Here is a 22277-nt window from a genome sequence, read left to right on the forward strand (position 1 = left end):
CGTTTCGCGTCGTCGGGTTCGGATGGCGGCGGTCGGTCGGGTTCATCGCGTCACTCCCGCGTAGCGCTGCGCGGCGAGCACGTAGCGCGCGTAGGCGAGCCACGGCACGGCGTCGGGCGTCGATCGCCGCGACGCCGGCGTCGCGGCGACGAAGTCGAAGCCGTCGCAGAAGATGTGGTCGACGAGATCGAAGCCATTCATGAAGAACCGGTCGGGCGGCTCGCCGTTCACGCATGGCGCGTAGATCTGCGTGGGCGTCTCGGCCAGCAGCGTCCACGCCGGCGTGCCGCCGCTCGCGGCCTGGAACGCTTCGAGCCGCAGGCGATAGTCGCCGCCGTCGAACGCGGCCGTGTCGAACGTCGCGTCGAGCGTTTGCGCGCCCTGCGATGCGAGGCTGACGGTCGTTTCGCGCGACGCGGCCGGCTCGCTCGCGCCGAGCGCGAACAGCCGCACGCGCACCGGGATGCCGTCGACGGCGACCGCGCCGGGATTGCGCACGGTGTACGGCGCGACGAGCGGCGCGCCGCGCAGCACGATCGGCGCGACCGTGCCGAACTCGCCGGTGACGAGCGACACCTCGGGCACGTACGTCACGACGATGCGGGCCTGCGCGCCGACGTTGCCGGCGCGATCGGTCGCGGTCGCCGCGATCGTGTTCGCGCCCGCGACGAGGTTCGCCGCGGCGACGCCGAACGCGCCGCTCGCGTCGGCGAAGACGGTCGCCGCGAACGTGCCGATCGCGATATCCACTCTGGCCAGCGGTTCGGTCGTGCCGGCGATCGCGACGGTCGATGCGTGCACGGTCGCGCCGTCAGCCGGGCTCGCGATGACGACGGCCGGCGGTTCGCGGTCGATCGCGAACGCGATCTGCCGCTGCGCCGCGTTGCCGGCCGCGTCGGTCGACGCGATGCGCAGCACGTACTCGCCGCTCGCGTCGATCGCCGTGCCGGAAACGAACGGCGCGCCGTTCAGCGCGATCGTCGTCGTGCCCGGATGCGCGTCGGTCACCGCGATCGACGGCGTCACCGCGTGCGCGACGAGATCGCCGTCGGCGACGCCCGTGACGGCGATCGACGGCGCCGTGTCGTCGACCGCGAACGCGACCGGCGCGAGCGTGCGCACGTTGCCGGCGCCGTCGGTCGCGCGCAGTTCGGCCGCGCGGTCGCCTTCGTCGAGCGCGAGCGGCGCGCTCGCGAACTCGCCCGGCGTCGCCGTTGCCGTCAGCGCGAACCACGCCGCACCGTCGATGCGTGCCTCGACCGACGCGATGCCGCTCAACGCGTCGCTCGCCGCCGCGCGCAGCGCGACCGGCGAGCGCAGCACCGCGCCGGCCGCCGGCGCGAGCGCCGCGAGCACGGGCTGCGCGCGGTCGACGACGTCGACGGCTTCGGCGTCGAGCGTCGTCCAGGCTCCGCCGCGATCGACCGCGAGCGTCACGCCGACGCTGCCGAGCGGCCACGCGTCGGACGCGAACGTGCGATCGGTCGCGAACGTTTCGCCGGCGGCGAAGTCGCGCTCGACGGTGTCTTCGGCGAGCACCTGCGCCGTCGCGGTTTCGACGCGCACGCGCAGACGCTGTGCCGGCAGCGCGGTCGCGCCCGGGTTGTGCGCGGTCAGCGTCACCGCGAGCGGCGTGCCGTGCGCGAGTTCGGCCGCGCCCGGCTGCACGGTGCCGACGAGCGCGGCGCTCTGCGTCTCGTAGCGCACGCGCACGCTGGCCGGACCGCCGGCGTTGCCGGCGCGGTCGCGCGCGGTCGCCGCGATCGCGTTGTCGCCGGGCGCGAGCGGCACGGCCGCGAACGTCGCGGTGCCGGCGGCGTCGGCGGTCTGCTGCGACTGCCACGCGCCGGCCGCGAGCGTCGCCGTCGCGTTCGCCTCGGTTTGCACAATGACCGAAACGGTACTTTGCGATACGACGGCGCCGTCCGCGGGCTGCGCGATGGCGACGGCCGGCGCGACGCGGTCGATCGCGAAACGCACGGTGCGCTGCGCGACGTTGCCGGCCGCGTCGGTCGCGCGGACCGACAGCAGGTATTCGCCGTCGGCGTCGATCGGCGTGCCCGACACGTACGGCGCGCCGTTCAGGCGCACGTCGTCGGTGCCGGGATGCGCCTCGACGATCGCGATCGTCGGCGTCACGACGCGGCTGACGGCGTCGCCGTCGGCGATGCCGTCGATCGCGATCGACGGCGCGGTCGCGTCGACGTCGAACGTGCGCTCGTCGCTCGTCGTTTCGTTGCCCCAGGCGTCGCGCGCGCGCACGACGACGCGGTGCGTGCCGTCGGCGAGGCCGTCGACGCCGCGCAGGTAGTAGCCCTCGGCGCCCATGCCGAGCGGCTGCCACGCGCCGCCGTCGACGCGGAACTGCGCCAGCGCGATCGTCGAATGGCGATCGACGATGCTCGCGCGCAGCGCGACGACCGCGGACTGCGTCGCGGCGCTCGCCGGCGACAGCACGACGATCTCCGGCGGCAGCGCGTCGACGACGCCGAAGCCGAGCCGCGCGAGCACGCGCCAGGCGTCCGGCGCGTCGCCGGGCAGCCGCGCCTCGAGAACCGCGCCGTGCGGCACGAGCGCGAGCGGCGGCGCGGCGAGCGACAGCGCGCCGTTGCCGTTCGCGCCGGGCGCGAGGTCGAACGTCTGCTGCGTCTGCGCCACGCTCGTCGACGAGCCGGCAACGGCAACGCGCACGCGCGCGACGACGCCGGCGAGCGCGACGTCGCCGCGATTGGTCAGCGTGAAACGCAAGTCGCCGCCGAAGCCCGCCGCGACCGATTCGGCCGGCGACAGCGCGAGCGCGCCGGCGAGCGCGATCGTCGGCGCCGCGGCGTCGAGCGTGACCGAGCTTTCGGCGAGCGTCGCGTAGTCCGGCGCGACGAGGCGCAGGCGCAGGCCGTACGCGCCGGGCGCGAGGCCCGCGGTATTCCACAAATCGTCTTTGCGGATTTCGTAGCCGGGCAGCAGCGTGCCGAGCGGCTGGTCGGCCAGCGCGATTTCCGCGCCGCCCGGCGCGAGCGCGACGAGCACGAGCCGCGCGCCGTCGATCGGCGCGTTGCCGTCGGCGAACGCAACCTCGCTGCGCACGCGCAACGGGCCGCCGACGGTGGCGGTCGCCGTTTCCGGCGCCACCGCGAGCGCGACGTGCCGCACGCGCGCGACGGCGAACGCGCTCGTGCGTTCGACGAGCGTCGCGCCGTTCGCGCCGACGAGCCGCGCGCGCAAGCGATAGTCGCCGGCGAACACGCCGGCGGCGTTCCAGCGCACGGCCTGCGTCCAGCGCTCGCCGCGCGCGAGCGTCGCGACCGCGTAGTCGCCGAGTTCGTCGACGACGGCACCCGCCGCGTCGACGACCGCGACGCGCACGCGTGCGCCGGCGATCGTGCCGGCGACGACGACTTCGCCCGTGACGGCTTCGCCCGGCGCGTACAGGCCGCGATCGGCCTGCACGTCGAGCTGCGGCGCGGCGTCGGCGACGACGCGCACGAGCGCTTCGGCGCGGTTGTTCGCCTCGTCGCTTTCGGCGATGCGCGCGGCGGCGTCGGCGTCGATGCGCAGCCGCCACGTGCCGGCCTGCGCGAGCGCGCCGAGGTCGAGCGTCGACACGTACGTCGCGCCGGCGCCGAGCGCCGGCACGGCGGTGTCGGGCAGTGTGCGCACCGTGCCGTCGGGCGCGACGAGCGTCGCGCGGGACACGCTCGCCGCGGCGAGCGCGTTGCCCGCGTTGCGCAGCGTCGCGAGCGCGAGCACCGTGTCGCCGGGTCGCGCGTCGGCCGGCACGACGAGAATGTCCGCCGAGCCGATCGCGAGATCGGGCAGGCCGGTACCGGGGCTGCGCACCTCGATCGGCGATGCCGGCAGGCTGGCGTTGCCGGCCGCGTCGCGCGCGATCGCGGTGAACGTGTGCCGCGCCGCGACGAGGTCGATCGCGCCGCCGCAGAACACGCCGGCCGGGACGAGCGTGCGTATCGTGCCGTCGGTTTGCGCGACGACGATGCGGCCCGACGCGGTCCATGCGAGGTCGCTGTCGAACGCGTCGATCGGCTCGCCAAGCGCGTGTCCGTCGGCCGCGTCGAGCACGGCCAATGCCGAGCCGTCGTACGCGGCGATGCGCGTGCCGTCGGGCGACCAGGCCAGGCGCACGAACGAGAACGGCGCGGTCGCCAGCGTGAACTCGCTGCCGTCGGCGAGGTTGCGCACGCGCGCTTCGGCGTCGCCGTTCGCGGCAATACGCACGTACGCGTAGCGGCGATCCGTCGACCACGTCGGTTCGACGTCGCCGAGCGCCGCATGGCGTTCGAGCACGGCGGCCGACGCGGTGTCGACGACGACGATCTCGTCGGCGAGCGCGACGAGCGCGAGGTCGCCATTCGCCGACCAGCGAATGCCGCCGCGCGCGATCGACGCCGCGTCGATGCCGTCGATCCGGCGCGCATCGGTGCCGTCGACGCGCGCGAGCCACACGCCGTTTGCCGGCGCGCCGCCCGCCGCGTAGTCGCCGCCGAACAGGATGTGCGTCTCGTCGGGGGAGATCGCGAACGCCCACAGATCGTCGACGGCGATGCCGAGCGCGGTCGACGCGCCGCCCGGCTCGTGCCGGCGGATCGCGCCGCTCGCGGCGTCGAAATAGTACAGCGCGTTGCCGCGCACGGCCCATTGCACGAGCCATCCGACCGGTGCGACCGGTTCGGCGATGCCGCCGCGCGTGTCTTCGATGCGCAGGCTGTCGTCCGCGCCGAGCGCCGCGACGTGCGCGCCGTCCGGTGCCGGGTAGAACGCGTCGCCGCCGAAGCCGATGAGCCTCGACGTTTCGGTCTGCACGGCCGCGGCGGTCGTTCCGGCCACGGCGAGGCCGTCGCGTTCGATCGCGACGGCGCTGCCCGGTTCGGCGAAGCCGCACACGAGCGTCGACGACGCACCCGTCGTCAGCGCGCGGCCGGCGACGGTCGGATACGTCAGCCGCGGCTGCGCCGGCGGCTGCGCGTCGCGCGGCGTGCCGGACGCCGGCGCGCTCGGGCCGCTCGCGTTGCCGAACGCGTCGATCGCTTCGATCGTGTAGAACGCGGCGACGCCGTTCGGCAGCGGCGCGTCGCGCAGCACCGTTGCGGAAACGCGCGCGATTTCGACGAACGGACCGCTCGTCGACGCCGCGCGTCGCACGACGTAGGTCGCGGGCGCGTTGCCGTCGCCGGCTTCCCAGGCGAGGTCGAGCATGCCGCCCGGCGCGGGCGCCGTGACGCGCGCGTTGCGCGGCACGCCGGGCCCGCCGCCGGCCACCGTCAGCGTCACGGCGTTCGACGGCGCGCTCGCGTTGTCGTGCGCGTCGAACGCGACCACGATCCACGTATGCGCGCCGTTCGCGAGGCCCGCGTCGGTCGCTGCGAGCGGCGCGTTCGCCGCGACGTTCGCGACGAGCCCGCCGTCGCGGCGCAGTTCGTAGCGCGCGACGTCGGCCGACGCGCTGGCGGTCCATGTGAGCTGGGCGGCATTGCCGGCAAGCGAACCCGCGAGCACGACCGGATCGGGTGCGACGGCGTCGCCGACGTCGGCCACGGCCGGCGCCGACGGCGCGCTTTCGAAGCCGTGCGCGTCGACCGCCGACACGCGATAGTCGTAGCGGCCGTCGAGCAGCGTGTCGGCGATCGTCGTCGCGTCGAGCAGCGGACGCTCGACCAGCGCGAGTTCGGCAAGGTCGTAGCGCTGCGTACCGGCGACGCCGGTGCCGCGCACGACGACGCGCACCTTGTCCGTGCGATACGGCTCGGATGGCAGCAACGTGTGGTTGCCGGCGATCGCGCCGCTCGCGAGCGTCACCCACGCATGGCCGCTCCACGCCTGCAGTTCGACGGTCGCGGCGCCTTCGACCGGCTGCCACGCGAGATTCGCGGCGACGACGAGGCGCGGCGACGACCACGCGAGTTCGAGCGCTGGATCGCTGTCGCGCGGCTGCGCGCCGAACGCATGCTCGAAGAACCACGCGGTCTGCGGATCGCCGTCGATCGCGGCCTCGGGCGCCCAGCCGGTCGTCGCGCTCGCGCCCGGCGTTTCGCCGAGCGCGCCGTCGGCGAGCGTCGCGGTGCCGCGGCGGAACACGCGATAGCCGACGACGTCGGGCTCGGCGTTCGCGTTCCAGCTCGCGACGACGTCGTAGCCGTTCACCTGCACGGCGAGGCCGGTCGGCGCAGCGGGCGCGTCGCCGCGGTCGACGCGCACGTCGCTCGCGCGGCTGCGATCGCCGTTCGCGTCGGTCACGCGCAGCACGAAGCGGTTGGCGCCCGCGACGAGCGCATGCGTCAAACCGATCGTGCCTTGCGCGTCGAGCGTCGCGGGCGCGAGGTCGATGCCGCCCTGCGCGTTTTCCACGCGGACGGAAAGCGTGCCCGTGCGCGCGCTGCGGCCGGCGAGCGCGACGCTCGCATCGCGCGTCGGCGTGTACGGCTGGAGCAGCGTCAGGCCGAATACGTTCGCGGTCGCGACGTTCGACGCCGCCGAGCGGTTGCCGTAGGCGTCGATGGCGAACGCGCGGTAGCGCCATGCGCCGTCGGCGCGGCCGGTGTCGGTATGCGCGAGCGCGTTCGTCGGCATGCCGGCGAGCGGTTCCCAGTCGCCGTCGCCCCGGCGTTCGATGCGATAGCCCGCGATGTCGTTCGCGGTACCGGCGCTCCACGCGAGCGCGACCGCGTCGCCGTCGGCGTGCGCGGTCAGCGCCGTGGGCGCGTCAGGCGGCGTGAGGTCGGCGTAGACGACGCGGACGACCGGCGGCGTCGGATCGACGTTGCCGGCCGCGTCGCGCGCGACGGCGCGGATGTCGTAGTCTCCCCACGGCAGCGCGCCCGGCGTCCACGTCGCGCGGTACGGCTCGGCGGCCAGCGGCGCGCCGATGTCGATCCAGTCGCCGCCGCTCGCCGCACGGTAGGCGAAGCGCACCTCGACGATGTCGCGGTGCTCGCTCGTCGCGACGATCGCGACGCTGCGGTCGAAACGCGTACCCGGCAGCGGCTGCGCGAGATCGAGATCCGGCGGTCCGAAGTCGAGCGCCGGCAGTTCGGCCGGCGGCGACGGATCGCTGATGTTGCCGGCGCGGTCGATCGCGTGGATGACGTACGTGTGCGCGCCGTCGGCGACGGCCTCGTCGAGCCACGCGGGATCGGGCACGGCGAACGGCCGCAGATCGTCCGGCGGCGGCTGCGGCGCGTTGCGCAGCGCGCCGTCGCGATAGACGAGATAGCCGAGCAGGTCGCCTTCGACGTTCGCGTTCCAGCACACGCGCACGTCGCGTTCGGTACCGGCGAGCGTCGGACACGGCGCGGCCGGCGCGGTCGCGACCGCGGCGACGACGCCGGTCGGCGCGGCCGGCGCGGCGTTGTCGACGACGAGATCGACCGACGCGCTCGCGACGTTGCCGCTGCGGTCCCGTGCCTCGAGGCGGATGCGCACGCGCGCGTCTTCGGCGTAGCCCTGCGTGTTCCAGTCGCCGAGCGCGCCCGACTGCACCGGCAGCGGCGAGCGGCGCAGTTCGACCGGCGCGCCGGGCGGCGCGACCGGTTCGAGTATCAGACGGTACTCGTCGAAATCGCCCACGCTCCACGCGGTGCCGGCGATGCCCACGATGCCGCGCACGCGCTCGCCGTCGGCCGGCCGCGCGAGCGCGACGGCGGGTGCCGTGCGATCGAGCGCGAACGTCACGGTGTTGCTCGGCGCGCTCTCGTTGCCGGCCGCGTCGATCGCGACGACGTGATAGCGCTGCGTGCCTTCCGGCGCGTCGAGGTCGGCGTACTGCGCCGGCACGACCGGCGCCGCGGTGATGCGCGCGCCGCCGCGGTAGACGTGGTAGCCGGCGAGATCCGGCGCCGCGACCGCGTTCCACGCGAGCCGCACGTCGCGGTTGTTCTCGACGCGGCCGACGAGCGCGAGCGGCGCCGGCGGCGGTTCGGCGTCGATGCGCACGCGCACCTGCGCGGTCGCGGCGAGGCCGGCCCGATCCTTGACGGTCAGGCGCAACGTGTAGTCGTCGGCCGGCAGCGGCAGGTTCAGCGCGGCGAGGCGCGCGGCGTCGACCGGCGCGGTGCCGACGTACACGTCGGACCACGTGCCGCCGGGCAGCGCCGAGGTTTTCAGAAGACTCAGACGGTATTCCGCGAAATGCGCGTCGGTTGCCGTACCGGCGACATCGAACGCGCCGGCCACGACCGCGCCGTCGACCGGCTGCGCGATCGCCGCGACCGGCGGCGTGCCGTCGACGGTGACGAGACGCACCGCGTCGGCCGTGTTGCCGGCGCGATCTTCGGCGCGCAGGCGCAGGCGGTAGTCGCCGTCGGGCCGGTTCGGCGTCCACGCGAGGATTTCCGCCGCGTCGATCGCGGCGGTGCCGCTCGCGAGGGTCTGCCAGTCGTCCGCGTTCGCCGACGCGATCGACAAAGTATAGGTTGACAAATTGGCATCTTGCGCGCTGCCGCGCACCGACGCCGGCGTCGCGGCGGCGACGATCGCGCGATCGCCGGGCGCGATCAGGTCGACGGTCGGCGCGGTCGCGTCGAGCATGAAGTCGAACGTGCGCTCGGCGCGGTTGCCGGCGCCGTCGCGCGCGGCGAGGCGCAGCGCGTACGCGCCTTCGGCCGCGCCGGCCGGCACGACGAGCGTCGCGGCGCCGGCGTCGCGGCCCGTGGCCGTCGCGACGATCGCGCCGTCGCGGCTCAACGTGGCCACGTATTCGACGAGATGCGCGTCCTCGACCGAGAAGGCGATCGGCTGCGCCGGCCGCAGATAGCCGCCTGCCGGTGCGACGATCGCCACGGCCGGCGCGGTCGCGTCGACGGCGACCGGCAGTCGCGCCTGTTCCGGCGCGAGCGCGCCCTGCGGATCGGCCGCGTCGATGACGATCGCGTAGTCGCCGTCGGGCAGCGCGGCGCCGTTCCACGGGTAGCCGCGAGAACCGGCGGCGGCGGCGCCGTCGTACAGCGTCGCGACGATCGCGCCGCCCGCGTCGTGCGCGCGGATCGCGACGTTCGCGGCGCGCAGCAGCGTGAGTTCGATGCGCGTCGCGTCGAGCACGCCGTCGGCGTTCGGCGAAAACAGCGGCGGCTGCGCGGCGGCGGCGGCGACGATCTTACCCGGCGCGCCGAGCACGACCGGCAACGTCGCGACCGCGGCATTGCCCAGGCGGTCGACCGCGCGCAGGCGGAACGTGACGGGGCCGGTGCGCTGGCCGCGCGACCACGCCGCGAGCGGCGGAAAATAGTCGCCGATGCGCGGCATCGCGAGCGCTTCGCCGGCGATCGGCTGCCAGGCGTCGGGCGCCGCGTCGTCGGCGACCTCGAGCGTCCAGCGATCGAGAATCGGATCTTCGATCGCACCGGCGATGTTGACCACGGCCGACGCGATCGTCGCGCCGGCGGCGGGCGCGCCGAAGGCGACGAGCGGCGACGCGTTCTTGACGAGCAAGGGATACGTCAGCGTCTTCGTCTGGCCGCAGTCGTCGGTCGCCGAGACCCTGATCGTGTAGCCGCCGTCGGGGGCCATGGCGCCGTCGACGAGACCGTTCCAGTCGACGTCGATGTCGCCGTCGGCGCGCGCGTTCTCGTACAGCCGCACCGGCGCGCCGGTCGGGCGTTCGAGTTCGGCGACGACCGACAGCGGCTCGTTCGCGCGCAGTCGCAGGCTCGCGAGCGTGTAGCCGCCCGAACCGAACGGCGCGAGGCCGATCGTCGCGACGCCGCCGATGTCGATCAGCCGCGACGGCGCGGCGCGCTGTTCGAGCGCGACGTCGGCGTCGATGCGTACGGTCGCCGTCGTGCAGACGGTGCCGCCGGACCAGTTGAACGCCTTGAGTTGCAGCGAGGCCAGGCCGTTGAACGGTCGCAGCCGCTGCGCGAGCACGTCGGGCGCGATGTCGCCGAGCGGCTCGGCGATCTGGCTCGTCGCCCGGATGTTGCGTACGCGCGCATAGTCGAGGCACCCGTCGCGCACCGACGTATCGCCGTCGTCGGCGCCGACTTCGCTGACGCATTCCCACGACACCGGCGCCGCGCCCTGTCCGACCAGCAGGCGATGGCTCATCGTCGTCTGCGTCGTGAGCGTGGCGCGCGAATCGGACAGCAGGCGGCTCGCGCAGACGCGCTCCGCGTCGGCAGGCCGCACGATCGCAATGTTCGGCGGCGCGCGTTCGACGATCGCATTCGCGGATTCGGCGGGCACCCAGGCGACATGGCCGGCGTCGTCGCGCCAGCCGGCTTCGAGATGGATCGGATACGTGCCTTCGGGCCAGCGCGATACGTCGAGCTCGAAACTGAAATCCGGCGCTTCCGCGTACGTGTCGATCGGCTCGGTCGAGACTTCCTCGAGCGTGTCGCCGTCGATGTAGGTCCAGCGCATGAACGCCGGCAGGACCGGAGACCGCGGATCTTGCGGCACCGCGTAGCCCGTCACGAGCAGGCGGCCGCTCGGCTCGCCGTCGCAGCGGTCCTGTACGACCGGAGAGACGATCGCGTCGTACATCACGATGTTGCCCGGGATGTCCTCGCACGGTTCGGCACGAAGCGACCGGTGCCGCACGCCGGACTCGTCGACCGCCTGCGCCGTCATGGCGAAACCCCGGAGGTGAACCGGCAATCCGAGCGCGGCCTGCGATTCGTCGATGGACTCCGCGGGCAAGGTCACGGTCGTGCCCGACGCGTTGCCGGTCGGCGCGAACGTCACCGACGCCTCGCGCAGCGTCCCGGCGTTGAAGTCGTCCACGACGATCCGGATGCCCGTCCGGGACGCCTCGCAGCGCGGCATGCCGATGCCGCCGAGTCGCACGGCGATCTTGTTCGACGTCACGCGCGAACCGTCGTCGCGCTCGCCGACGAGGCGCGCCTGGTACGCGTTGCCGCGTGCGAGCGACTGCGACGACAGCTCGACCGCGACATGCGGCGCGCACGGCGGTTCTTCGCAGTCGAGCGGGCGCGGCGTCGCGACGGCCAGTTCGGTCCACGGCGAATCGGGCGGCGTTTCCAGCCGCGCCTGCAGCGCGACCGTCCGCAGCGACGACATCGCCGGCGATACGAGCAGGTCGACCTTCGGCGTCACTTCGTCGAGCAGCAGCGGCGGGTTCATGCCGACGTTCACGGCGTCGCCGAACGGCAGCGCCTCGTAGGGGATGCGCGTCTGCTCGTACCGCGCATCGTCGAAGCCGGCCAGCACGAGCCGCTGCGGCGGCCGCGCGATATCGCGGACCGCGCGGTTGCCGGCGGCGTCGGTCACCGCGACGCGGAACGACGCGTCGGCATACGTCCGGAACGACACCGTCGTCTTGGCGCAATCGACGCCCGAGCATAGCGAGACGACCGTGCCGTCCGTCGCCGACACCGCATCGACGGCGTAGCGCAGCGGAACGGCGTCGCTCGCCGCGACGTGCAGCGCCGGCTCCGTCGCCGCGACGTAGCCCGGATGCCCCGAGTTTTCGGGATCGGACTGGTAGCTGCGATACGCGTCGTCGAGCGTCGCCGTGACCGCCGGCGCGACGGTATCGACGATCGCGACGCCGTCGCTGTCGCCGAGCGCGACGCGATAGCGCCCGTCCGGCACGACGACGCCGGCGTCGTTGCGGCCGTTCCAGACGACGCTCTGCGCGCCGATGTCGCCGGCGCCGAACGTCAGGTCCTCGGTGCGCACGACGTTGCCGTCGGCGTCGGACACGCGCAGCTGCAGCGATACCGGATCGCGCACGCGAAAGCGCACGTCGACCGTATCGAGCAGGCCGTCGCCGTTCGGCGACAGGTAGCGCGACGACAGCGCGAAGCCGTCGATCGGCGAACGCCGGTCGGCCGTCACGCGCGTGGTCGACGTCGTGGCGTTGCCGGCGCGATCGACGACGCGCAGGCGCACCTCGTAGACGCCCGGATCGGGCGGCGACCACGTCGTGAATTCGTCGGGCGCCACCTCGCTGTCGGTCGGCGGCACGAGCGCGTGCCACACGCCGGGCGCGTCGGCGCGCGCGTAGTCGATTTCGTAGTACGCGAAATTGCGGTCGGCCGCGACGCCGGACAGCCGCAGCGACGGCCCGACGCGCTGCGCGCGGATCAGCGCGTAGCCGTTGAGCAGCGACGTGCGGATCGCGCCGTCGGCGAGCGCGCGATTTTCGTCGGGCCAGATCTCGGCGATCTGGCGCACGAGCGGCTGCGGCGACACGCCGCGCGAAACGCTGAACACCTGCCCGGTCGACAACAGGCGCGCGCCGTCGCCGAGGATCAGCTCGGGCCAGCCGACCGGCCGGTTGTCGGGGCACGCGGCCGGCCACAGCGGGTAGCGTCCCGTATCGGCCGGCAGCGCGAACCCGAGCGGCGAACCGGCGCCGACGTCTCGCACCTGCCGCGACGCGAAGCCGACGTCGACGAACTGCGACGCGCCGTCGAGGTACAGCGCGTAGTCCTCGCCGACGTAGCGCCGCACGCCGACGATGTCGACGAGATGCACGAACAGCGATTCGCCGACCGGGTCGTACAGCCGGCTCCGCGCGCGCATCGCGTCGGGCATCGACAGGCAGCCTTCGGTGTAGCGCGGCGTCGCGGTCGATGCGAACGCGTGCGCGAACACGTCGCGCGGGTCGAGCACGTAGGGTCCCGCGCGTTCGACGAGCGGCAGCGCGATGTCGTCGATCTGCGCGCCGTCCGCGTCGAAGCGCAGCAGGCGGCGCAGGCGGCCGTCGACGACGGCGATCTCGTCGCGCGGCGCGATCCACGCGTAGGCGAGTTCCTGCACGCTGCCGACGCCGTCGAGCAGCGGCGACGCGAACGCGTCGTTCGGGCGGTCGACCAGCACGCGGCGCGCACCGGTCGCGAAATCGACGAGCGTCAGCGTTTCGCGCAGCGGCAGGCGCGCGTGCAGCAGCGCGCGCGAGCGGTCGGGGCTCAGCGACGTCGCGTAGCGGGTGGTGGAACCCGGCGCCGTTTCCGGCTCGAGTTCGACGATCGGCCGCGCGGTGTCGCGCGGCGCGAAGTACGCGGTGCGCTGCGACCAGCGCGTCGACACGACGACGCCGAGCGGCGCCGGCGTCAGCACGCGATCGTCGAGCGGCAGGTCGCGGAACGGTCGTATCGTCGACGTACGCGCGTCGAACACGTCGGTCTCGCTGCCGCCGCCGCGTTCGAGCAGTATCTCGTTCGCGTCGAAATAGCCGGCGACGCGCCGGCTGACGAGATCGTTCTCGCTCTGCAACGGACGTATCGCGTCGAGACCCATCGCGTCGGCGCGCATCGCACGCAGCTGCTGCGTCGTACGGTTCTGCAGCGTGAAGGCGATCTGCGCGCCGTCGGGGCTGAATGCAAAATCGTGAATATTCCCATTGTTCCTATTCGCCCACGCCGCCGAGATCACCGGCACCGGCTGGTCGAGCGCTTCGTTGACGCGCTCGAGCGGCGATCTCGCCGAGCCGTACAGCCACGCGGCGCTCGCGCCGCCGGGCGGCGGCACGAGGGGTTCGTTGAACGGTATCGGCGTCGTCAGCGCGCGATCGGCATGGATCGCCTCGAGCACCGACGAGCGGTTGTTGTCGACGGTGACGCGCGTTTGCCCGGCCGAGCGGCCGTCGGCGCCGACGACGTCGACGCGATAGTCGCCGTCCGGCACGATCCGCCCGCTTTCGTCGCGGCCGTCCCAGATCGCCTGCGCGCGACCGCTCGCGTCGAGCGCGACGTCGGCGTAGCGGCGAACGACGCGTCCGAGGCCGTTCGCGATCGTCACGTCGGTCGCCGCGGCGCCGCCGCCGAGCCGCACGACGAGCGCGGTCTCGTCGCGCACGCCGTCGCCGTTCGGCGAGAGGTAGCGCTCGCTCGCGAACAGCGCGCCCGACTGCACGTCGAACGGCAGCGTCGCGCGGTTGTTCGCCTCGCTCAGTTCGCGCAGCGCGCCGGCCGGGTCGACGACGGCGGTGATCGCGCGCGCGTTCGCGCCGAGCGTCCACTGCCACTCGACGTCGGCGCCGCCCCCGGCCGGCAGCAGCGCGATCGTGCGGTCGCCGAGGTTGACGGAACCCGCGCCGCCGTCGCCTTCGAACAGGCGCACGACGACGTCGCGCGCGTCCTGCCCGCCGAGGTTGCGCACCGCGACGCGCGCACTCGTCGCTTCGCCGCCGACCGGCGACGACGGCGTCAGCGCGATGCCCGCGAGCGTCGCCGCCGGATCGGGCAGCGCGATCGCCTGCAGCGGCTTGACCGCGATGTTGTTGCCTTCGTCGAGTTCGTCGACGGCGCGATCGGCGTCGACTTCGACGAACAGCGACACGTTGCCGGCGAGATCGAGGTCGGCCACCGCGATCGCGACGACGGTTTCGGCGGACCCGGCAAGGCCCGCGACGGTCGTGGCGCCGATGCGCGGCGAACCGATGCGCGGATCGCCCGCGTACAGGCCGACGACGAACGGGGCGGTCACGTCCTGGCCGTGATTGCGCACGCGCAGCGACGCGAGCAGCGGCGCGCCCTGCAGCGCCGGCGTCGGCGTGAATTCGAGCGTCGCGGCGACCGGCGCGAGGTCGGGGCGGTCCGCCGCGACGACGGAGAAATCCAATAGTGCCGAATTGTTGTCTTCGCGCGACTCGGGAATCTGGTTCGCGCCGTCGACGACGACGCGCAGCTGCGCCGCGCCGGCCGCGCCCGCGCGCCACGAAAAGCGCCGTTCGACCGTACCGCCCGCGGGCACCGGCACGAGGCCGTCGAAGACGACGGACGTCGTGCCGTTCTGTTCGACTTGCGCATGCAGCGCGGCGTCGGGCGACGCGAGCGTGCCGCGGTTGCGCACCTGCACGCGGAACGCGACGTCGCGGCCGGCCACCGCCGCGCCGTCGAGCGCGAGATCGGCGGCGCCGATGTCGAGATCGAGCGAATCGCCGTAGACGAGCGCGAGCGTCGCGGTGTTGTTGTTCTCGCGCGCCTCGGCGACCGCGTCGTCGGGGTCGGCCGTCAGCACGAGCGCGAGCGCGCCCGTGTCGGCGACCGCGAACGTCAGGTCGAGCGGCGCGCTGCCGCGCGCCGGCACGTCGAGCGTCGCCTGCGCGAGCGCGACGGCGGGACGATTCGCCGCGTGCAGGCGCAACGTCGCACCGGCCACCGCGGCCAGGCCCCCGTTGCGCACGACGCCGGTCAGGCGCACCGTTGCCGGCAGCGTCGACAGCGACGGCGGATCGAACGCGAAATCGGCCGCGACGACCTGCAGGTCGGGCTGCTGCGGCGCGCCGGCGACCGTGAGCGCGAGTGCGGCCGTGTTGTCGGCCTCGCTCGTTTCGACGACGGCGGCGTCGGGGTCGGCGACGAAACGCAGCGCATGCTCGCCGGCGCGGCCGCCGGTATCCCATTCCACTTCTGTACGCAACTGCGCGCCGCCGACGATGGCCGGCAACGCGATCTCGCCGATCGGCATGCCGCCCTGCGCCGGATCGCCGTCGTACCAGCGCGCGACGGCCGGCGGCGACGCTGCGTTGCCGCGATTGGCGACGACGGCGGAAAGCTTCACGCGATCGCCGTCGTACGGCTGCGCGGGCGTCGCGACGAGCGCGCCGGCGATCGCGAAGTTCGGGCGCAGGTCGCGCAGCGACGCGAGCGCCGCGGTCGCCGTCAGATACACGCTGCCGCCCCAGTCGCCGGCGGAAGCCTGCTCGCGGCTCACGAACGCGCGCGCGGCCGAGGCGACGCTCGTCGCGAACGGCACGCGGCCGACCAGCGCGTACGCTTCGATCGTTTCGGACAACGACGGCGCGGTCGGACCGGCGCCGCCGCCGACGCTGCCGCCGGGACGCACGGCGAACCAGTCGGCCGCGTGCCGCGCGAGGTCGCGATGCTGCGGCACGGCGCTCGCCTGCAGCAGCCGCGCCGCGCGCAGCGTCGGCAGGACGCGACCGCGCCCGCCGGTCGCCGCGCCGAAACTGCCGTCGGCATTCTGCTGCGGCGCGAGGGACGCGAGCGCATGCGCGATCGCGGCGTGATCCGGATCGGCCTGTGCGAGCGCGCCGGCCACGGTCGCGGTGTCGAACGGGCTCGTCGCGAAACCTTCGGCAAGACCCCAGCCGCCGTCCGCTGCCTGCGCCGAAGCCAGCGCGACGGCGTGCTCGTTCGCCTGCGTGCCGACGAGCAGCCAGGCGCGCGCGTCGAGGCTCGCGACCGCGCGGCCCGCGATCCACTGGCGAGCACGCGGTATCGCCGACGACTGCGGCGCGAGTTCTTCGAGCGCGCGCAGCGCCGCGGCGGTGTCGCGCAGCGCGGTCGCGGGACGGTCCGCCCAATGTCCGTCGTCGGCCTGCCGCGCTTCGAGCCATGCCACCGCCGCGGCATAGCCCGGCGGCGTCGGCGTGGGACTGCTGCCCTGCAGAACGGCCGGCAGCGCCGGCCGGTCGTCCTTGTTGCTTTCGGTAAAAATACGAATGTGCGCGCGACCGTCGGTCATCTGCGCGAAGCGCTGCTGGAACCGCACGCGCAGCGCTTCGAGCGACTGCACGAGCTGCGGCGACACCGTTTCGTCGCGCCGGGTCAAGAGCACCATCGCGGCGCGGAAGCTTTTCGGCGCATCGGCGGCCGACGGCACACGCGCGCCGTTCGCCGCGACGATCTGCCCGATCGTCACCGTTTCGCCCTGTCCCGCGACGGTCGCGCCGAGCTGCGGCAGCGCGCTCGCATCGCCGCCGCCGCGGATCAGCGTCATCGGCGGCACTTCGCCTGCGGCGGCGAACCCCGCGACGTAGAGGTCGAGCGGACTGTAGCGCCGGCGCACCGCGACGGCTTCGTAGCGGCCGTCGGGCCGCCGCTGCCAGTCGCTGCCGTACATCACGGACGCGTCGCTGTCGAGGAAGTAGCTCCAGTGCATGGCGTCCTGCCCGAGCAGCGCCGTGCTGTTCGCGCCGCTCTCGTCGCGGTACGCGACGTTCGCGCCCCACTGATGCATCAGCTCGTGCGCGAGCGTGTTGAGCAGCGTTTCGTGACGCGGATCGCGCGCGTCGAACGCGTAGCGCGACATCGCCGCCATGTCGATGTAGCTCTGCAGACGGCCGGCGCTGCCGTACGACGCGCCGTGGTCGTACAGCGGCTGGCCGATGCCGGCGACGTCGTTCCTGACGCGGTTGTTGAACGCGATCGCGCCGCCGGTCTCGAATTCGAACGTCGTGAAGACGATCAGGAAATCGTAGGCGTCCGGATGCGAGGCGTAGAAGTTCCGCGCGACTTCCTCGCGCGCCGCGAACTGCCCGCGCGCGTAGTCGCCGGCGAATTCCATGATCGTGACGTTGCCGACGTCGCCGGCGTCCCACACCGTCTTCGGCGCGTTGCCGCCGGCCTTCGACGGCTGCGCGATCTCGACGCAGCGCTCGAGCGCGGGCTCGCTCGCGGCGACGCCGGCGGTGAAGACGAGCACCGCGAGCGCGGCGGCACAGCGTTGCAGTCGGCGCATCAGCGATTTCCGGTGTTCGCGTCGCCGCGCGACGGTTGCGATTCGTGCGGGGCGGGCGCCAGGCGCTCGCCGACGGTCAGATGCATCTCGACGATGCGCCCGTCGAGGCGTCGTTCGGCCTTGAGCACGGCACGGCCGTCGCGGATCGCGGACAGACGCCACGCGTCGTCCGGCGTGCGTTCGCCGACGGCGACCTTGCGCATCGTGCCGCTCGCGTCGGCGAAGACGACCGCCTCGACGTCGGCGGCGACGGCGGCGAGCGCCCACGCGCCGGCCTGCGGCGGCGATGCGGCCGCGATCGAAAAGGCGTACAGCGCCGCGACGGATCCCAGAACGGATCGACAGAAAGCCACGATGAATCCCCTGAAAGCGGTCGACGCACAGCCCGTATTGCGCGAGCCTGCGGCCACGCGACAACGCGTGCGCACACCCGTCGACCGACCCTTTGCGACGCGCGTGCCGGACCTTGCGAGCCCGGCGAACGACAGCATCGCCCCCAGACTGTGAAGGCTATCGCAAAAAATCCGTTTTTGCGCGTGCCCGCGACGCTACTGTCGGCGGAGCGCGCGTTCTCTCACGACCGGGGCGCGCCGCATCGGGCGGGCTCCGCAGTAGCCTCGGACTTTTCCGAGTCAGCGTTCGGCGACCACCTGATTGCGGCCCTTGCCCTTTGCGCGATACAGACACTGGTCGGCCGCTTTGAGCACTTCCTGCGCGGAGCGGCGCTTCGCGTCGCGCGCGGCGAGGCCGATGCTCGCGGTGACGTTGACCGTGCGCTGCGGCTCCTTCGTCTTCGTGCCCTTGCCCGCCTTCGACTTCGCTGCCGGTTTCTTCGGCAATGCGACCGCCGTCGCTTCGATCGCGGCGCGTGTTTCCTCGCACGCCTCGGCCGCGCCGTCGGGCTTGCGGAACAAGAGACAAAACTCTTCGCCGCCGAAACGGAACGCCGCCGCGCCGCGCGTCTTCGCGAGCACGCGCGCCACCTCGATCAGCACGCGGTCGCCGGCGTCGTGGCCGTGCTTGTCGTTGAACTGCTTGAAGTGATCGACGTCGACCATCGCGAGCGCGTAGCCGCCGGACAGGCGCGCGAGCGTTTCGTCGAGCGCGCGGCGGTTCGGCAGGCCCGTGAGCGCATCGAGAAACGCGAGGCGCCACGACGAGTACACGACGCCGAGCGCCGCGACGAGCGCGGCGATCGTCAGCCAGCGCGCGAAACCGACCCCGGCGACGTCGAACCACGCGCACGCGGCGAGGGCGAGCGCCAAGGCGAGCGCGAGTTCCAACGGCGCGCCGCGGCGCAGCCAGCGTGCGAGAGGAACGACCGATGCGACGAGGCACAACGTGCCTGCGACGCGCGACGGACGCCACGACAGCGCGCCGAGCGGGAGCGCGTCCTCGAGACCGCGCCACACGTGCTCGGGCGCGGCGAGCGCGAGCCACGCGACGAAACCGAGCAGGCCCGCGAACGCGAGCATGCGGCGCGAGCGCAGCGGCGGTTCGGGCACGAGCACGGCCGCGAGAAACAGCCACGGCGCGAACATCGTCGCCGCCGACACGGCGCGCAGGCCGAGCGCGCCGTCGTCGGCGAGCGCGAACTGCGCGAGCGCGATCGCCGCGAGGATCTGCGCGGCGCGATGGCGGCGAAACGCGAGCGCAAGCGCGAAGGCGAGCGCGCAAAGGAGCGGTGCGAACGACACGGCTGGCGGCGACGATCGGGACGAAGCGGCAAGCATTGCAGATCGCGTGCCGGGCGGAAACCGGTCGGGCGTCGTCAGCGCTTCCAGCGCAGAAAGTCGTCGATCGCGGCGGCGGCTTCGCGCGGCGCGATCTGGAAAATCAGATGCGGCGAATCGATGTCGACGAGACGGCCGTCGCGGGCGCGCGCGACGATGTCGTCGCCGTGGCGTGCCGCGATCAGGCGATCGTGGCGCGCACGCAAGTACAGGAGCGGTACGTCGATCGTCGGAATCAGACCGCGCACGTCGACGTCGAACGCGGCCGTCGCGCGGGCGCGCAGCGCGGTGTCGGAAACGCGATCGAGGATGCGCGCGATCGTCGCGGCCCATTCGCGCGTCGCCGACTCGCCGAGCATCAGCGCGGCGGCGACCGCCGTCGGCATCCAGTGCTTGGATGCAAACGGCAGCACGAACCGCAACGGCCGCAACCACGGCGACGGGTTGCGCGCGAACGTGGCGCTGAGGACGACGGCGCGCAGACCGCGCGGGCGCTGCGCGGCTAGCATCAGCGCGACGGGGCCGCTGAACGATTCGGCGACGAGGACGACGTCGCCGTCGGTCGGCCACGCGGCGAGCACTTGCGCGACGAGATCGGGGTAGCCGAGTGGGCGATCGGTCGGATAGGCGATGGCGATCGAGCGGCCCTGCGGCGCGAGGGCGTGTGCGAGGTCGGCGTAGAGGTCGTCGGTGCCGTGAAGGCCGGGGAGGAGGACGAAGGTGGGCATGGGGGGAGCGTAAACGCTAACCGGCGGGATGGGCGAAAGCCTCGACGGGCGAGGCTTTCGCGACGACGGTGCTAGGCGCGTGTTATGACGAGGCGGCCGCGGGTGATGCGGATGACGACGAGATCGTTCGGGGCGAAGCCGGCGTTCGAGAGCCAGTCGCCGCGGAGGCGGATATAGGGGACGGGGCGCGCGGCGTGGTAGAGGCCTCGGGAATAGTGGGCCGTACCGATGCGGATTTGCTTTGTGGAAGGTTTGCGTGAGGTAGGATTGCGGTTGATCATGATCCACTCCGATAAGTGGGTTGTGGTTAGCGAACGGCGTGGAGCCAACCGCGCCGTTCGCGCTTTCGCCCTTCAAGCGATTGGTCGCTGTGGGCGACCTTTCAGAGCACCGCGCGCAGGCACGTCAAGGATTCGGTTTTATCGAACTTGCGCAGTCCTTGACGTGCCGAGCACGGTGCTAGGCTGAGACGACCGCAGCGAGCAGTTGTATTGCGCTACACGCTGCGCGCTTTGGCTTCTCGCCGGACGAAACGGCAACGAAGACCGATGCGTCGCCCCCTCACCCAACCCTCTCCCCCAAAAGCGTTTGGGGGAGAGGGCTAGGCGTGGCGTGACTTGACGTCTACGCGTTTACTTTGCGCAAAAAGCTGGATACCGGCCTTCGCCGGTATGACGGCTTTGTAGAAGCGCCACGCCTTGGCCGTCGCCGTCGCCGTTGCCGTTGCATCTGGCGGCAGGAAGCCGCCCGCTCTACCCGGAGCCCCGTCGGTCGCGGCGAGATTGCGGAGGATCAGCCCGCGCAGCGGGTGCGCACAGGATGTGCGCTGTTCGTTGACGGGCCATGGATGGCCCATCAACGAACCCCGGAGCGATCTCGCGGAGTCGGAGGGCAGGATGCCCGGAGACCGCGGCCGTCGGGGTGTCCTTGGAGAGTGCAGAGAGGGATTGGACAAGCAATCTCTCTCTGCTCGCTCGCGGCAGCGAGCGAAACGCTTTGTTCAACGCGCGGCAGCGAGCGAAACGCTTTGTTCAACGCCAGGCGTAAGGACAAAGCGATAAACAAAAACTGGATCCCAGCGTTCGCTCACTGCTGTCCGGAATATTTGTATACGAGCAAGCGAAAAGTGTTGCGGCGCTTGGATTAACGGGTTAAGACCCTGAGCGCCAACTCAAATCCGAGCGCCGCAACGATGTACAGAGTAAGCCGCCTGGGCGAACTATTGGAAGAGAGCTTCCGCGCCCGCTTCGACGCGCAGGTGCGTCAGCACAACGCCGACAAGCACCTCAAGAAGTTCAAACGCTGGGACCAGTTCGTGGCGATGACCTGTGCGCAGTTGCAGGGCGCCACGAGCCTGCGCGCGCTCACCGGCGGTCTGAAGGCGCTGTCGAACCACCACTATCACCTGCGCACCAGACTCGTTGGCCACTCGACCTTGGCCGATGCCAACCAGCGCGATCCGGCGGTGTTCGGAGCGGTGGCGCAAATGCTGATGTCGCAGGTGGCGCGCAAGCTGCGCAAGGAGTGCCAGCGGACGCTGGTACGGATCGACTCGACCTCGATCACGCTCAAAGGCAACGGCTTTGACGCGTGGACGTCCGATACGAGCAACTGCTTCACGCAAGGGCTGAAGCTGCATGTGGCGCTCGACGATGCGGATGTGCCGGTCTATCACAGCATCACGGCGGCCAACGTCAACGATGTGACCGAAGGAGCGAAGATACCGATCGAACGCGGCACGACGTACGTGTTCGACAAGGGCTACTGCGACTATGGCTGGTGGTGGTCGATCCACCAGGCCGGCGCATGGTTCGTCACGCGAGTGAAGACCAACGCGGCGCTGAAGGTCGAGCAGACACTGCCGATTCCTCCGGGCAATCGATCCCGGATTCTGGCTGACGAAGTCGTGCGTCTGAGCAACAAGAACCCCGGCGCGGGCCGCAAGAATCCTTATACCGCGCGGCTGCGGCGTATCACGATACGAAGAGACAACGACCAGACGCTCGTGCTGATCAGCAACGACCTGGACCGCAGTGCTGCGCAGATCGCCGCCTGCTATCAACAACGCTGGGACGTCGAATTGTTCTTCAAGTGGCTCAAGCAGCACTTGAACATCAAGCGCTATCTGGGCCGATCTCCCAACGCGGTGCGTACACAATTGCTCATCGCGCTGATCGTCTATCTGCTCGTGGCCTTGTTAAGACATCGCACGAAAACCGACGCGACGCTCTGGCTGTTCACCGCCGTTCTACGCATGACTTTGTTCGAGCGGCCGCAGTTGCACGAGGACATGCGACAACGACGAGCGACCAAGGCTGCCGAGCTCGATGCTCGACAGCCTCAACTGGCTGATTGGAAATGATATTTATTCCGGACAGCAGTGAGCGTTCGCCGGGATGACGAGCCGAGAGCC

6 protein-coding genes are annotated in these 22277 nt (G+C 72.3%); 1 reads left to right on the forward strand and 5 read right to left on the reverse strand.

Translation table 11 applies throughout. The features are described from left to right. Positions 1–42: 42 nt before the first annotated feature. The 5 genes from OD750_RS14490 to OD750_RS14510 form a co-directional block, all read right to left on the reverse strand. Positions 43–17403: a CARDB domain-containing protein gene (locus OD750_RS14490; protein WP_263544603.1), complete on the reverse strand. Its 17361-nt coding sequence runs from the start codon at positions 17401–17403 to the stop codon at positions 43–45. Next, positions 17403–17756, reverse strand: coding sequence for a hypothetical protein (locus OD750_RS14495; protein WP_263544604.1), 354 nt, complete (start codon positions 17754–17756; stop codon positions 17403–17405). Before OD750_RS14495 ends, OD750_RS14490 begins: the two co-directional genes overlap by 1 nt. 279 nt (positions 17757–18035) lie before the next feature. Then, positions 18036–19100 (reverse strand): GGDEF domain-containing protein, encoded by a 1065-nt coding sequence (locus OD750_RS14500; protein WP_272841988.1) that lies wholly within the window; start codon positions 19098–19100, stop codon positions 18036–18038. Between the two features lie 74 nt (positions 19101–19174). Next, positions 19175–19864, reverse strand: a complete 690-nt coding sequence (locus OD750_RS14505) for an alpha/beta fold hydrolase (RefSeq protein WP_263544605.1) — start codon at positions 19862–19864, stop codon at positions 19175–19177. A gap of 71 nt (positions 19865–19935) precedes the next feature. After that, the gene (locus OD750_RS14510; RefSeq protein ID WP_263544606.1) at positions 19936–20145 is read right to left on the reverse strand and encodes a SymE family type I addiction module toxin; all 210 of its coding nucleotides are present in this window, start codon (positions 20143–20145) and stop codon (positions 19936–19938) included. A 911-nt stretch (positions 20146–21056) separates the two neighbouring features. On the opposite strand from OD750_RS14510, the gene OD750_RS14515 reads away from it, so the two are divergent. Beyond that, positions 21057–22226 carry an IS4 family transposase gene (locus tag OD750_RS14515; protein WP_272841989.1) on the forward strand — a complete coding sequence of 390 codons (1170 nt, stop codon included), beginning with the start codon at positions 21057–21059 and terminating at the stop codon, positions 22224–22226. Positions 22227–22277 lie beyond the last annotated feature (51 nt).

This window comes from Tahibacter soli (assembly GCF_025717065.2).
Taxonomy (GTDB): domain Bacteria; phylum Pseudomonadota; class Gammaproteobacteria; order Xanthomonadales; family Rhodanobacteraceae; genus Tahibacter; species Tahibacter soli.

Coding starts and splice junctions, on each gene's coding strand:
- OD750_RS14490 (WP_263544603.1), bottom strand. CDS start 17,403: ATGCGCCGACTGCAACGCTGTGCCGCCGCGCTCGCGGTGCTCGTCTTC.
- OD750_RS14505 (WP_263544605.1), bottom strand. CDS start 19,864: ATGCCCACCTTCGTCCTCCTCCCCGGCCTTCACGGCACCGACGACCTC.
- OD750_RS14510 (WP_263544606.1), bottom strand. CDS start 20,145: ATGATCAACCGCAATCCTACCTCACGCAAACCTTCCACAAAGCAAATC.
- OD750_RS14515 (WP_272841989.1), top strand. CDS start 21,057: ATGTACAGAGTAAGCCGCCTGGGCGAACTATTGGAAGAGAGCTTCCGC.